This window comes from Novosphingobium sediminis (assembly GCF_007991615.1).
GTDB classification, from domain to species: domain Bacteria; phylum Pseudomonadota; class Alphaproteobacteria; order Sphingomonadales; family Sphingomonadaceae; genus Novosphingobium; species Novosphingobium sediminis.
Genome location: NZ_BJYR01000016.1, coordinates 66,659 through 80,274 on the forward strand (window position 1 = coordinate 66,659; position 13,616 = coordinate 80,274).

Annotated in this window: 15 protein-coding genes; 7 read left to right on the forward strand and 8 right to left on the reverse strand. The window is 65.6% G+C overall.

Going from position 1 to position 13,616, the window contains the following annotated elements:
- Positions 1–23: 23 nt before the first annotated feature.
- Positions 24–1,187: a penicillin-binding protein activator gene (locus tag NSE01_RS12475; RefSeq protein WP_246135194.1), complete on the reverse strand. Its 1,164-nt coding sequence runs from the start codon at positions 1,185–1,187 to the stop codon at positions 24–26.
- A gap of 52 nt (positions 1,188–1,239) precedes the next feature.
- Here NSE01_RS12475 and rsmI point away from each other — a divergent pair, with 52 nt between their 5' ends.
- Both rsmI and NSE01_RS12485 read left to right on the forward strand, forming a co-directional pair.
- Positions 1,240–2,064, forward strand: coding sequence for a 16S rRNA (cytidine(1402)-2'-O)-methyltransferase (gene rsmI / locus NSE01_RS12480; protein WP_246135195.1), 825 nt, complete (start codon positions 1,240–1,242; stop codon positions 2,062–2,064).
- Complete coding sequence (locus NSE01_RS12485; RefSeq protein ID WP_147159966.1) at positions 2,061–2,417, forward strand: YraN family protein; 357 nt, start codon at positions 2,061–2,063, stop codon at positions 2,415–2,417. The genes rsmI and NSE01_RS12485 overlap by 4 nt, the downstream gene beginning before the upstream one ends.
- A gap of 9 nt (positions 2,418–2,426) precedes the next feature.
- Here NSE01_RS12485 and NSE01_RS12490 read toward each other — a convergent pair whose 3' ends face one another.
- Positions 2,427–2,627, reverse strand: a complete 201-nt coding sequence (locus tag NSE01_RS12490) for a hypothetical protein (RefSeq protein ID WP_147159967.1) — start codon at positions 2,625–2,627, stop codon at positions 2,427–2,429.
- A gap of 134 nt (positions 2,628–2,761) precedes the next feature.
- On the opposite strand from NSE01_RS12490, the gene gshB reads away from it, so the two are divergent.
- Complete coding sequence (gene gshB / locus NSE01_RS12495) at positions 2,762–3,709, forward strand: glutathione synthase (protein ID WP_147159968.1); 948 nt, start codon at positions 2,762–2,764, stop codon at positions 3,707–3,709.
- Between the two features lie 51 nt (positions 3,710–3,760).
- Here the strand turns inward: gshB and NSE01_RS12500 are convergent, their stop codons facing one another.
- The 6 genes from NSE01_RS12500 to NSE01_RS12525 all read right to left on the reverse strand — a co-directional run bounded on the left by NSE01_RS12500 (position 3,761) and on the right by NSE01_RS12525 (position 7,737).
- The gene (locus tag NSE01_RS12500) at positions 3,761–4,513 is read right to left on the reverse strand and encodes a hypothetical protein (RefSeq protein ID WP_147159969.1); all 753 of its coding nucleotides are present in this window, start codon (positions 4,511–4,513) and stop codon (positions 3,761–3,763) included.
- Between the two features lie 60 nt (positions 4,514–4,573).
- On the reverse strand, positions 4,574–5,920 hold the full coding sequence (accC, locus tag NSE01_RS12505; RefSeq protein ID WP_147159970.1) for an acetyl-CoA carboxylase biotin carboxylase subunit: 1,347 nt from the start codon (positions 5,918–5,920) through the stop codon (positions 4,574–4,576).
- Positions 5,921–5,933: 13 nt separating this feature from the next.
- Positions 5,934–6,422: an acetyl-CoA carboxylase biotin carboxyl carrier protein gene (gene accB / locus NSE01_RS12510; RefSeq protein WP_147159971.1), complete on the reverse strand. Its 489-nt coding sequence runs from the start codon at positions 6,420–6,422 to the stop codon at positions 5,934–5,936.
- 123 nt (positions 6,423–6,545) lie between these two features.
- Positions 6,546–6,980 carry a type II 3-dehydroquinate dehydratase gene (aroQ, locus tag NSE01_RS12515; protein WP_147159972.1) on the reverse strand — a complete coding sequence of 145 codons (435 nt, stop codon included), beginning with the start codon at positions 6,978–6,980 and terminating at the stop codon, positions 6,546–6,548.
- A gap of 89 nt (positions 6,981–7,069) precedes the next feature.
- On the reverse strand, positions 7,070–7,411 hold the full coding sequence (locus tag NSE01_RS12520) for a hypothetical protein (RefSeq protein ID WP_147159973.1): 342 nt from the start codon (positions 7,409–7,411) through the stop codon (positions 7,070–7,072).
- A 56-nt stretch (positions 7,412–7,467) separates the two neighbouring features.
- Positions 7,468–7,737 (reverse strand): 3TM-type holin, encoded by a 270-nt coding sequence (locus NSE01_RS12525; protein WP_147159974.1) that lies wholly within the window; start codon positions 7,735–7,737, stop codon positions 7,468–7,470.
- Positions 7,738–7,978: 241 nt separating this feature from the next.
- On the opposite strand from NSE01_RS12525, the gene NSE01_RS12530 reads away from it, so the two are divergent.
- From NSE01_RS12530 to NSE01_RS12545, 4 genes are read left to right on the forward strand one after another with little or no spacing between them, the layout of a single operon-like run.
- A complete protein-coding gene (locus NSE01_RS12530; RefSeq protein WP_174812044.1) occupies positions 7,979–10,474 on the forward strand; it encodes a DUF1592 domain-containing protein in 2,496 nt (831 codons plus the stop codon).
- Complete coding sequence (locus tag NSE01_RS12535; RefSeq protein WP_147159976.1) at positions 10,471–11,808, forward strand: DUF1552 domain-containing protein; 1,338 nt, start codon at positions 10,471–10,473, stop codon at positions 11,806–11,808. Before NSE01_RS12530 ends, NSE01_RS12535 begins: the two co-directional genes overlap by 4 nt.
- Positions 11,801–13,138, forward strand: coding sequence for an ankyrin repeat domain-containing protein (locus tag NSE01_RS12540; protein WP_147159977.1), 1,338 nt, complete (start codon positions 11,801–11,803; stop codon positions 13,136–13,138). Before NSE01_RS12535 ends, NSE01_RS12540 begins: the two co-directional genes overlap by 8 nt.
- A gap of 14 nt (positions 13,139–13,152) precedes the next feature.
- On the forward strand, positions 13,153–13,614 hold the full coding sequence (locus NSE01_RS12545; RefSeq protein WP_147159978.1) for a c-type cytochrome: 462 nt from the start codon (positions 13,153–13,155) through the stop codon (positions 13,612–13,614).
- The last annotated feature ends 2 nt before the right edge of the window (positions 13,615–13,616 follow it).

Genomic DNA, 13,616 nt, shown 5'->3' on the forward strand with positions numbered 1-13,616 from the left:
CCGGGGGAGGGGAAAAAGCAACCTCAGGGGTTGAACTTCGCTGGTGCCGGGCTTGCAGTCACGAAGGTGCCCGCACCAACTTCGCGCACTTCCATCGCGCGTTCGGCGACACCGTTGGGATCGAAGCGGAACACCCCGTCGAGCCCGATGAAGCCGTCGCGCGTGTAGAGCTTGGCGGTGGGGAACAGCGTGCCCGGCTTCCACCCCCGCGCAACGTTGAGCGTGAGCAGCACGGAATCGTAGCCCAGCGTGGCAAGGCGCGACGGCGAGGCGCCGAAGCGGGTGCGGTAGGACTGCTCGAACTGGCCGAAGCGCTTGTCTGAAACCGCGGCAAACCATGCGCCGCGCATCGCGGGGCTCTTGGCGATTGCGGCGTCGCCGTTCCACAGTTCGGTGCCGAGCAACTGCGTGCCGGCGGCTGCAGGCGCGGCCATCAACGCGATGCGGCCGCTATCGCCGATCAGCAGCGCGCCGACCGGTCCCTTGACGAGGACGCGGCGCACGGCGCTGGAGACCGAGGTGTTGGAACGGTCGTAGCTCTCGATCGAGGTGACGGTGATCCCGCGCGAACGGGCCGCGACCATCAGTGCGGAGGACACGCGCTGTCCGTAGGCGCCGGTCGGGATGATCGCGCCGATCGACTTGATCCCCTTTTCTTGCGCGAAGCCGACCACGCGCGCGATCGCCTGTGCCGGGACTTGTCCGAGCACGAAGACGTCGCGGTCCGCCACGGTCGCGTCGTTCGAATAGGTTATCATCGGCACCTTGGCCGGGCGGGCGACGCTGGCCACGGCCACCACTTCATCCGCCAGCAGCGGGCCAAGGATCAGGCGGTTGCCATCGAGGATCGCCTTGTTGGCGGCAAGGCCGGCACCAAGCGCGGTATCGTACGTCGTGATGCGGACGTTGTCGGCATTGGTATCGAGCAGCGCCATCGTCGTCGCATTGGCGATGGCCTGGCCGACAGGGGCGTTGGGGCCGCTCATCGGCACGAGCAGGGCGACACGGTGGCGGTCAGCGTCCGTGGGCAGGACATTGGCATCGGGGGCCACTTCGACCGGCTTTGGCGGCGGCGGCGGCGCGGCGGGCTTGGGAATCACGGCGCAGCCTGCGAGCAGCGCGAAGCCAGCGCACATCGCCCAATGCCGGAGGCGCCGAACCGCTGCCCCACCGCTTCCGAACATCATTGGCTTGCCGCTCCCTGGTAGCCGGTCCATTGGTCTAAGCATGACTACGCAAATGCTTGTACCCGGTCTCTATATAGTCGCGACTCCGATTGGCAATCTCGGTGACGTCAGTCGGCGGGCAATCGAGGTGCTTTCGGGCTGCGCCGTTGTCGCCTGCGAGGATACGCGGGTGACCGGCAAGCTCTTGCACCACCTTGGAATCAAGCGGCCGCTGCGCCGCTATGACGATCACGCGAGCGACGCCGCGCGCGAGGCGCTGCTGGGGGAGATGACGCGTAGCCCGGTGGCGCTCGTCTCCGATGCGGGCACGCCGCTGATCTCCGATCCGGGCTACCGGCTGGTGCGCGAGGCGCGCGCGCGCGGGATTGCGGTGACGACGATCCCCGGGCCGAGCGCAATGGTGGCAGCGCTGACGCTGGCGGGCCTGCCAACCGACCGCTTCCTGTTCGCCGGCTTCCTGCCGAGCAAGGACAAGGCGCGCGGGGATGTGCTGGCAGAGATGGCGGCGGTTCCCGCCACCCTCGTGTTCTACGAGACCGGGCCGCGGCTCGTCGCTTCGCTGGAGGCGATGGCGCGGATCATGCCGGGGCGAGAAATCGCCGTCGCGCGCGAACTGACCAAGCTGCACGAGGAATGCCGCACCGGGACGGCAGAGGAACTGAGCGCGCACTACACCGCGCATCCGCCGAAGGGCGAGATCGTGCTGCTGGCCGGGCCACCCGGTGCTCCTGAAGCGCCGGGCGAGGCGGATATCGATGCGCAGCTGTTGGCGGCGCTGGCGGACTTGCCGGTCTCCAAGGCAGCGGCGCAAGTGGCCAAGGCGCATGGGCTGGACAGGAAGGCGCTCTATGCGCGGGCGCTGGAACTGAAGGGGTGAGCAGGCAGGAGGCCGAACGGAAGGGGCGGCGCGGGGAAAACCTTGCGGCGTGGTATCTCTGGCTGCTGGGCTGGCGCATTCTCGCCAAACGCCAGCGGATCGGGGCGGGCGAGGTGGATATCATCGCGCGCAAGGGGCGGTGCGTGGCGTTTGTCGAGGTGAAGTGGCGTTCAACCGGGGCCGCGCTGGACAATGCCATCGATGCGCGGCGGCTGCGGCGGGTTGCGCGCGCGGCCGAAGCGCTCAGCGCCCGCTATGCCAAGCCGGGCGACGATGTGCGGATCGACGTGATCCTGATCGCCCCCGGGCACTGGCCGCGCCGGATTGCCAATGCGTGGCAACCCGGCGCGTGACGTCAGACCTCAGTGCTTGGGGTGGCCATCCTTGTGCTCACCATCCTTGTGCTCACCATCGTGACCGTCCTTGTGGTCGCCCTCATGGCCGTCCTTGTGCTCGCCGTCCTTCGGGTGATCGGTCGGGTGCGTATCGGGATTGGCCGAGGCGGTGGCAGTCCAGCCGAGAACGGCGGCGGTGCAGGCGATGGCGGTAAGGGTTTTGCGCATGTGGTCTGGTCCCTGGTGATGTGAATGCCGAAGCTGTTCCGGCATGGCGCGTTTATGGTCGCGCAGGCGCAGAAACGGCATTAAGGCGCTGCTGCGGATTACCCCTCACTTGCTGCTAACGGATTGCCCTTGCCATGACTCTTCGCGTTGCCGTCCAGATGGACCCGCTTGCTTCGATCAACATCAACGGCGACAGCTCCTTTGCGCTGATGCTGGCGGCGCAGGCTCGGGGGCACGAGGTCTATCACTACGACGTCGGCGCGCTGACGCTCGACGAGAATGACCGGCTGACCGCGCAGGCCGTGCCGGTGACGGTGCAGCGCGTGGCTGGCGATCACTACAAGGCGGGCGAGGCGCGGCGGCTCGATCTGGGGCGCGATATCGACGTGGTGCTGATGCGGCAGGATCCGCCGTTCCACATGGGCTATATCACCGCGACGCACCTGCTGGAGCGGATCGAGAGCGAGACGCTGGTGGTGAACAACCCCCGCAGCGTGCGGAACGCGCCCGAGAAGGTGATGGTGCTCGATTACCGGCGCTTCATGCCGCCGACGCTGGTGACGCGCTCGGTGGAGGAAGTCCGCGAATTCCAGAAGCGCCACGGTGCGGTGGTGGTGAAGCCGATCCACGGCAACGGCGGCAAGGCGATCTTCCGCGTTTCCGAAGAGGGCGAGAACCTCGGCGCGCTGATCGAGGTGTTCAACCAGACCTGGCCTGAGCCGCACATGGTGCAAGCCTTCCTCCCGGACGTGGCCAAGGGCGATAAGCGCATCGTGCTGGTCGACGGCGAAGTGGCGGGCGCAATCAACCGCAAGCCGGGCGAGGGCGAATTCCGCTCAAACCTTGCTGTCGGCGGCTATGCCGAGAAGACCGAACTGACGGCGGAAGAACAGGAAATCTGCGCCGCGCTGGGGCCGGAGCTGAAGCGGCTGGGGCTGATCTTCGTCGGCATCGACGTGATCGGCGGCAAGTGGCTCACCGAGATCAACGTGACTTCGCCGACGGGGATTGTGGCGATCGACCGGTTCAACGGGACCGATACGGCGGGGATGATCTGGGACGCGATCGAGGGGCGGGTTTAGGGGGAGAGATACCTTTCAGATAAGAAAAGATGTCATTTTAAAATAAATTCTCTAGTGAATTTGGTTCAAGGTCAATACGCGGTAGAATATGTCATCTATGTTAACCTCAACATTTGATGGATAGCAGTAATTCCACCTCTCTTGATTGATTTGGAGTTTGTCGCCTGTCCGCTTTATGTACCAAGTGCCAAATGCGGCGTTTGAATTTTCGTCAATATTACCATCCGATTCAGTCGTGGTAACGAGCCAATTTCCTGGGGTTTTTTCCCACGCAGAATAGGAAATCTGACTTACGAAATCTTTGGATGCGTCTGTCACCCTTGGGCCGTCCATGGTGTACAAATCTCCCGATATTCCACAGCCAGAAGACGCAAGGCCAACCTTCTTTTCATTGAGCTGTAGCGCGCTTTCAAGTCGAACGCCTGAAGGGTCCTGAATGAGGGCCGCATATCCAATTATAGTTCCGCCGATGTCTGGTTGCACGAAAACATCACATCGATCGATGGGGGTGCCCTTTGTTCCCGCGTCGAGTCCGCATATTTTTCTTGCGTACTTCGTGATATCTTTATCGGCCATTTTGAAATCGGAATTTGTAGGAAGTTCGTTTGGCTTGATCGTTGTTGCCTGCTCGATTTTGTAGGCACGGCCTTCGGCAGACGTGATAGTGTTACCATCGGATGAGGTTTCACTGGCTAGGCTATTTGACTTTTCCGAAGTCAAAGACTGACCTTCTTTGTCAGCGCTCGAACAAGCGGATAGCAAAAAAATTGCTACCAAGGTGATCTCGGTCCGCCGATAAATCATAGCGCGCCCTTCCTTATGCAACGCGATATTACCTCGATCCAATGAATTGGTGGACTTTAGTCAGGCATCTTCCGAGAGCCACTGCTCCAGATACTTGATCGAGTAGTCCCCATCGAGGAAGTGCGGGTCGGTCAGCAGTTTCTGGTGGAGGGGGATCGAGGTCTTGACGCCGCCGATCACCATTTCCTCCAGCGCGCGCTTGAGGCGCATGATGCAGCCTTCGCGGGTCCGGCCCGAGACGATGAGCTTGGCGATCATCGAATCGTAGTACGGCGGGATACGGTAGCCGGCGTAGAGGCCGCTATCGACGCGCACGTGCATGCCGCCTGCCGCGTGGTAGCTGGTGACAAGGCCGGGCGAGGGGGTGAAGTTGAACGGGTCTTCCGCGTTGATGCGGCACTCGATCGCGTGGCCCTTGAACTCGATCTCTTCCTGCTTGACCGAAAGCGGCTTGCCGTCGGCAATGCGGATCTGCTCGCGCACGAGATCGACGCCGGTGATCGCTTCGGTGACGGGATGCTCCACCTGCAGGCGGGTGTTCATCTCGATGAAGTAGAACTCGCCGTTTTCCCACAGGAACTCGATCGTGCCCGCGCCGCGGTAGCCCATGTCGGCCATGGCCTTCGCCACGATGCCGCCCATGCGGTTGCGCTCTTCGGAGGAGATGACGGGCGAGGGGGCTTCTTCCAGCACCTTCTGGTGGCGGCGCTGCAGCGAGCAGTCGCGTTCGCCGAGGTGGATGGCATTGCCGTTGCCATCGCCGAAGACCTGGAATTCGATGTGGCGCGGATTGCCGAGGTACTTCTCGATATAGACGGTGGCATCGCCAAACGCGGCCTTCGCCTCGCTGCCGGCCTGCTGCATCAGCGTTTCGAGCTGGTCGGGGCTGTTGCACACCTTCATGCCGCGCCCGCCGCCGCCGGACGCCGCCTTGATGATCACCGGATAGCCGGCGGCCTCGGCGATTTCCTTGGCTTCCTTGATATCGGAAACCGCGCCGTCAGAGCCGGGAACGAGCGGCAGGCCGAGCGCGCCGGCGGTGCGCTTGGCTTCGATCTTGTCGCCCATCGTGCGGATGTGTTCGGGCTTGGGCCCGATCCACGTGATGTCATGCGCTTCGACGATATCGGCGAACTTGGCGTTTTCCGAAAGGAAGCCGTAACCGGGATGGATCGCGTCGGCATGGGTGATCTCGGCCGCGGAGATGATCGCGGCCATGTTGAGATAGCTGTCCTTCGCAGCCGGCGGCCCGATGCAGACGGCGTGGTCGGCCAGACGCACGTGCATCGCGTCGGCATCGGCGGTGGAGTGCACCGCGACCGTCTCGATCCCCATTTCGTGCGCGGCGCGGTGGATGCGCAGCGCGATCTCGCCGCGGTTGGCGATCAGCAGGCGGGAAATGGCCATGGGATCAGCGCGCTCAGACGATGACGACGAGCGGCTGGTCGAATTCGACCGGCTGCGCGTTTTCGACCAGGATCGCGGTGATCTTGCCGCCGGTGGGGGCGGTGATCGGGTTCATCACCTTCATCGCCTCGACGATGAGCAGCGTGTCACCGGCCTTGACCGTGGAGCCGACCGAAATGAACGGCGCGGCGCCCGGTTCCGGAGTGAGGTAGGCGGTGCCGACCATCGGCGAGCGCAGCGCGTTGGCATGCGTTTCAGCGGCGGGTGCTTCGGCAGCAGCAGCAGGGGCGGCGGCAGGAGCCGGAGCAGGGGCGGCAACGGGCGCGGGCGCATAAGTTGCGACCGGCGCGGCGGTGATCGTGCGGGCGACGCGGATCTTGCGCGTGCCGTCCTCGACTTCGATCTCGGTCAGGCCGGTATCGGAAAGGAGTTCGGCCAGTTCGCGCACCAGTGCGCTGTCGATGGCCATCTTGGCGCCCTCGTCGCCGCGGTCATGCCCCATTTTATTGTCCTCGCGGGTATACGTATCCAAAGCGGGTTCCATGCCCGCCGCGCTCTTCAGAGGCAAGGAAAACCGGTAAACGCGGCGTGGAAAAGCCCGTTCTGGCCCCTTTGGGCCGGGGCGCTAGAGGCGGTGCGCGCCTTCGAGGGCGAGGAGGTAGCTGAGGGGGCCGAACCCCGCGATCGTCGCCTTGGCGGCCATGCCGACATAGGACTTGTGGCGGAACGCCTCACGCGTGTGCGGGTTCGAAAGGTGGACCTCGATCACCGGGGTGCGGATTGCCTTGATCGCATCGTGGAGCGCGACGCTGGTATGGGTGAAGGCGCCTGCGTTGAGCAGCACAGCCTTGGCCCCGACCGCCTGCGCTTCATGAAGCCAATCAACGAGATGGCCTTCGTGGTTCGACTGGCGCAGGTCTATTTCAAGGCCCAGTTCACGCGCGCGGTCTTCCAGCATGCCGGCGATATCGTCGAGCGTGGCCGAGCCGTAGATCTCAGGCTCGCGCGTGCCGAGCAGGTTGAGATTGGGGCCGTTGAGGACGAAAACGGTCTCGGTCATGGCGGGCTCCGCGAAAGCAAAAACGCTGTAGGGAGCCCTGATAGAGCGTGGGCCTGCCGGCGCAAGCCTGCCCTGCGCGGTGGGCTGGATCAGCCCTTGCCGTTGTCCGCCATCGGTGGCGGGGGCGGCGGATCGCCGCCATCGTCGATCGACGCATTGGGATCGTCGCCATCGGGATTGTCGTCGTTCTGCACCACCGGCTCAGGCTGAGAGATTGCCTGCGGCTGGTTGGTGGCGGCGAGCGATTCGGCTGCCTTGGCCTTCTTTTCGGCCGCATCGGCCTTCGCTTCGACAGCCGTGACCCGCTCTTCAAGCGCGCTCACGCGGTCCTCGCAGCCGCCCAACAGCATCGCCAGCGCTGCGGCAGCGCTGACGAGGCCAAGGCGGCGTGCTGTGGGCCGACGGGCGAGGAAGATGCGGTGTGCGTCCATATTGCTGGTCGTGATAGCACGTAAACATTACTCGAAACTAACCAAGCAGGTGCTTTTTACTGATCTGTGCCGCGCGATTTGCCGAACTGGCGCGCTGCTGTGTAGCCGAGGTACGCCGCGCCGAAGAGCGCATAGAGCGGCTCCGGCAGGCCGACGAAATAGGCTGTCATCGCGGCTGTCATCGCCTGCGCGGCAGCCGGGCGCATGGCTCCGAGCAGGCCGAGCGGGATCGCCCAGAGAATCATCGCGTACATCACATAGAGGAAGGTCGGGCGGGCGAGCGCGACATAGCGGCGCGTGGCGGGCGCAAGAGGCTGGGAAGGCATGGAAGCGTCCTTTCGGGGAATGGGGGACGCCGGACCAGATAGCGGCAGAAGTGCTTGTAGGAAAATGGTTTGGGCGATGTGGTCCGCTTTATCCGGGCACCCCACGCGATTAATCGCTACCCCCTGTCCGCTTTATGGCAATGGACGTGCTGCAGTGCGGTAGATAGGGCAGTGGCCTTGCCGTCATGCTGGTGTACACAGGCGTGGCAGGTCAGGAGCAGGTCAGTTCAGGGGCAGGCGTTTGGTCGAGGTTTTGCGGCGGATTTCTTTCGGGCGTGGGGTGCTGGCGCTGAGCGCGCTGGTCTCGGCCTCGTGTCTCTATGCCGCTGCCGATGATCCGGTCACGACAACCGCCGTGCCTGCTTCCGGCCCCTCGCTGGGCGAAAGCCGGGCCGCCCTGATCGAGCCGATGCTGGCCGATTATTGCTCGCGCTGTCACAACGATTTCGACCATGTTGCGGGCCTTTCGGTCGACGGGCTGAAGGCGAGCGATGTGGCAGAGGGGCGGAATGCCGAGGCCTGGGAGAAGATCCTGCGCCGCGTGGCGGCGGGCGAGATGCCGCCGCATTCCAAGAAGCAGCCCGATCCCGCCCAGCGCGCCGATTTCGTTGCGTGGCTGGATGAGGGCCGCGCGCAGTATGTCATGGCGCATCCCGATCCCGGTGCAGCGCCGGTACGGCGGCTCAATCGGCGCGAATATGCCAATGCGGTGCGCGATCTGCTCGGCATTGAGGGCGACTTCGCGGGTGCCTTGCCGCCTGACAATTCCGGTTTCGGTTTCGACAACATTGCCGATGTGCTGAGCGTCTCGCCGACCCTGATGGAGCGATATGTCGCAGTGGCGGGCAAGGCCGCGCGGCTGGCGACCGGCCTTGTGCCCAAGCGGGATTTCGTGACGACATGGCAGGTCGCCAAGGACGGTTCGGTGATGAACACCGGCATCCCCGCTTACAACGAACGCGCTGGGGCAGACCTGCCGCTCGGTTCGCGTGGCGGGACGGCGGTGCGCTATACCGCACGCTGGGACGGCGCTTACGACATCGCGGTCTGGCTCAATTCGAACACCAACAACGAAAGCGACCGCCTGCCGGAAGACCGCTTTGCGCTGCGTGTCCCCATGAAGGCGGGGGTGCACAGCGTGGCGGTTTCGTTCCGGCGGCAGACCTGGCCGGACGAGACGGTGCAGACGGTGCGCAACACGACGGATTACGTGCCGTTGCCGCTGGAGAAGCCCGCTGACTTGCCGCTCGACGTATGGGTCGATGGCCAGCGCGCAGGGGTGCTGACGGTGCCTTCGTTCCGCGTTCACCCGCGCTATTCGCAGCACAATTTCCCGCGCGATGTGCTGCAGCTTGATGTGGCGGGGCCGTTCGATGCGGGCGGGAATGCGGAGTTGGCGAGCCGCAAGGCGGTGTTTGTCTGCCAGCCCAAGCGCGCTGCGGATGAAGCGCCTTGCGCCAAGCGCATCCTTGGCGGTCTGGCCAAGCGGGCATGGCGCGGGCCGGTGAGCGATGCGGACCTTTCGCCGCTGCTCAAGATCTATGCGGGTGAGCGCGCGGCGGGCGGTTTCGAAAGCGGTATCGAAGCTGGGATCGAGGCGCTGCTGGTTTCGCCGCGCTTCCTGTTTGCGGTTGAGACGCCGGTAGCAGGCGCGGCTGGCAGCGTTGCCCGGGTTTCGGACTACGACCTTGCAACGCGGCTATCGCTGTTCCTGTGGAGCTCAATTCCGGACGAACGGCTGCTGACGCTGGCGGGGCAGGGGAAGCTGCGCCAGCCCTCCGTGCTGGGTGCCGAAATTGCGCGGATGCTGGGGGACAAACGCGCCGAGGCGCTGACCGAGAACTTTGCCGGGCAGTGGCTCTATCTGCGCAATCTGGACCAGCAGCGACCGGATATTACCGAGTTCCCGCAGTTCGACGTGCCGCTGCGCAGCGCGATGGCGACCGAGACGCGGATGTTCTTCGCGCATGTCCTTTCCGCAAACCGGCCGGTGACGGACTTCCTGCGCGCCGACTACACGTTCCTCAACGAGCGGCTGGCGCGGCATTACGGGATCGCGGGCGTGCGCGGTCCGGCGTTCCGCAAGGTGGCGCTTTCGTCTGACCTGCCGCGCGGCGGGCTGTTGGGGCAGGCGAGCATCCTCACGGTGACGAGCTATGGTAACCGCACTTCGGTGGTCAAGCGCGGCAAGTGGATCCTCGACAACCTGCTCGCTTCGCCGCCGCCGCCGCCGCCGGCCGATGTGCCCGCCTTGAAGGCCGAGCATGACGGCAAGCTGCTCACCGCGCGCGAACAGTTGGAGCTGCACCGCGCCAACCCGGCCTGCGCTTCGTGCCACCAGCGGATGGACCCGCTGGGCTTTGCGCTCGAAAACTTCGACGCGGTAGGCGCTTGGCGGACGCAGGATGCCGGGCAGGTGATCGATGCCGGGGCGGTGCTGGCAGACGGGACGGCGTTCAAGGGCTTTGCCGGGCTGCAACAGATCCTGCTCGATCGGCGCGAGGAATTTGCGCGGGCCTTCACCGAGCGGCTGATGACGTATGCGCTCGGGCGCGGGCTGGGTCCGCAGGATATGCCGGCGGTGCGCGCCATTGCGCGCGATGCGGCGAAGGATGACTGGCGGGTGCAGACAATCATCAAGGGCATCGTGATGAGCCCCGGTTTCACGCTGCGCCGCCTGCCTGCCGCGCCGACGGCGGTGGCGCTGGCAGCCGGTGGATGGAGACCGCACCAATGATCGTGAAACGCCCTTCGCTCAGCCGCCGCACCGTGCTGCGCGGGCTTGGCACCACGATGGCGCTCCCATTTCTGGAAGCGATGATCCCGGCGGCGCGTGCGGCGGATGCGGGCGCGCGGCCCAAGCGGCTTTCGGTGTTCTACACGCCCAACGGCATGACGATGGACGCCTATCGTCCGGTCGCGACGGGGGCTGACTATGTGCTTCCGCCAACACTGGCGCCGCTCGAGCCGTTCCGCGCCGACATGGTGGTGGTTAGCGGGCTCGGCCATCCGCAGGCGGCGGCGTTCGGCGATCGGCCGGCAGGGCATGGCCGGTCTTGCCCGGCGTTCCTGACGGGCGCCCACGCGCGCCAGACCGAAGGGCCGGATATCCGCTGCGGCGTTTCGATGGATCAGGTGTTTGCCGCGCATCTGGGTGAGACGACGACCATTCCCTCGCTCGAACTCGGCATCGATCAGGCAAGCCTGCTCGGCAGCTGCGACATCAACTATTCCTGCGCCTATACCAACGGCATTTCCTGGCTGACGCCGACGGTGCCGCTGCCGGTGATGGCCAATCCGCGCGATGTGTTCGAGCGGCTGTTCGGCGATGGCGAGGCGCTCGATCCCGCGAGCCGGCTGGCGCAGGCGCGGCGGCAAGCCTCGATCCTCGACTATGTGCGCGAAGATGCGGCGCGGCTTTCGGGCCAGCTGGGCGCGGAGGACAAGCGCAAGCTCGACGAATACCTCGATGCGACGCGCGCGATCGAGAAGCGAATCCAGCGCGCGGCAGAAGGACCGCAGGCGGAGGCTGGCAGCTTTGTCCAGCCGGCGGGCATTCCGGCAGACTTTGCCGAGCATGTGCGGCTGATGATCGACTTGCAGGTGCTCGCCATGCAGGCAGACCTTACGCGGGTCGCCACGTTCATGCTCGGCCGCGAGATTTCGAACCGCACGTATCCCGAGATCGGCGTGCCGGATTCGCACCACATGCTGAGCCATCACGGCAAGAACCCGGACAAGATGGCGAAGCTGGCGGTTATCAACCGCTACCACATGGAATTCTTCGCCTATGCTCTGAAGCGGCTGAAGGAGACCCGCGACGGGGCGGGGTCGCTGCTCGATACGACACTGGTGATCCGCGGTTCGGCCTTCGGCGATTCCAATGAGCACGACTTCATGGACCTGCCGGTGATCGTGGCGGGCGGGCTGGTGCAGGGCGGGCGGCATCTGGCTTTCGACAAGGGCACGTCGATGTCCAACCTGCTGCTGACGGGCCTCAATCTGCTCGACGTGCCGGCGGCGAAGTTTGGTGACAGCACGGGGCCGCTGGCGGGGCTGGCCCATGCGTAAGCTGGCGGCGTTGCTTCTGGCGTTTTCGCCATTGCCCGCGGTGGCGCACGGCGTGGAGGCCGTTTCGCGCGCGATTGCGGAGGATGATCCCGAGGCGCTGGCGGCGGCGCTGGCGCACGGTCCCAAAGCGGCTGCCCTTGCCAATGCTGTTCTGGAATACGGCGAAACACCGCTGGCCCGCGCGGTCGAGACACAGGACCCGGCGCTCGTCGATGTCCTGCTGAAAGCCCGTGCGCAGACCGACCGGCCGGATGCGCTGGGGGTGACGCCGCTGCTGCTCGCCTGCGAGCGCGGCAATGGCGCCATCGTTGCGGCGCTCGTGGCGGCGGGGGCTCCCGTCGATCAGTCCAATCCCGATGCGGTGACGCCGCTGGCGATGTGCGCGCGGTTTGCCGATGTGGAAGCTGTGCGTGCGCTGCTGGCGCGCGGCGCTGCGGTCGAGAGTGTCGATGCGCGGGGGCAGACGCCGCTGATGTGGGCGGCGTCTGCCGGTCGGCTCGATGCGGTATCCGCCCTTCTGGCGTCGGGCGCGCAAGTGAACCGCGAGACGCCCAACGGCTTCACGCCGCTGTTCTTCGCCCTGGCGAGCGGCAAGGCCAATGTCGCCTCGGCGCTGATCGCGGCAGGATCGGACGTCAAGCATCGCGGGCCGGAGAACACCAGCGCGCTGCAGATGGCGCTCTACCAGAAGAACTGGGCGGCAGCGGAAGAACTGGTGCGCCTTGGCGGGGGCGATGTGGCCGAACTGGACAGGCAGGGACGGCGGCCGCTCCATGTCGCGGCGGCGGCAGGGCAGGGCTCCCTGATCGCCGCGCTGCTGGAACGCGGGGCCGAAGTCGATGCGCTGTCAGGCCCGTCGAAGATCACCTGGGTGACCGAGGCCAACTTCGGCATGCCGCCGCCGCCGGTCCAGCCGACGACCGCGCTGATGGCTGCTGCAAAGGCCGGGCAGGCGGATGTGATGTGGCAGCTTGTCCGTGCCGGGGCCGACGAACATTTCGTCGACGGGGCGGGCGTCAATCTCGTGCTGGCCGCCGCGCAAGGGCGCAGCGCGGCGGCGCTCGGACTGGCGATCGAGCTGGCGGGTGACGCGAATGCCGCCGACAAGGACAAGACAACCGCGCTGCACATGCTGGCGGGCGGGCCGTTCTTCCCCGAGCTTCCGGCGATGCTGCGCGCGCTCGCCTCGCATGGCGCGAAGGCGGATATTCCCAACGCGAAGGGCAAGACCGCACTGCAAGTGCTGGAGGGCGGGCTTGCCACGGTGCAGGCGGCATTCCATGAAGTCTACCCGGACAAGGCCCCCTCCAGCCTCGCGCTGACGCACTGAAAGGACCACTGCCGATGACCCGAGCGAAACCGATGTTCCTGCTGGCCCTTGCCGCCGCGATGGTGGCTGGTGGCGCGATTGCCAGCGCCGCTTCTCCCGCCGAGACGATTGCGGCGCGGCAAGCGAATTTCAAGAAGATGGGCGGCGCGATGAAGGCGCTGAAGGACGAGCTTGGCGGCGGGGCGGACAAGGCCAAGCTGCTCGCCGCCGCGCGCACCCTCGCAGCCACGGCGCGGCTTCAGGGCGGGCTGTTTCCGGCTGGCACCGGGCCGAGCTCGGGCGTGAAGACCGATGCGCTGCCGGCGATCTGGGCGCAGAAGCCCGTGTTCGATGCCGCTGCGGGCAAGCTGGTTGCCGAAGCGGACAAGCTGGCGGGGATTGCGGGTTCGGGCAACACCGCAGCGGTGCTCGCGCAGTTCAAGGTCGTCGGCGGCACTTGCGCTGCCTGCCACCGCCAGTTCCGCGCCGAGGAATGATC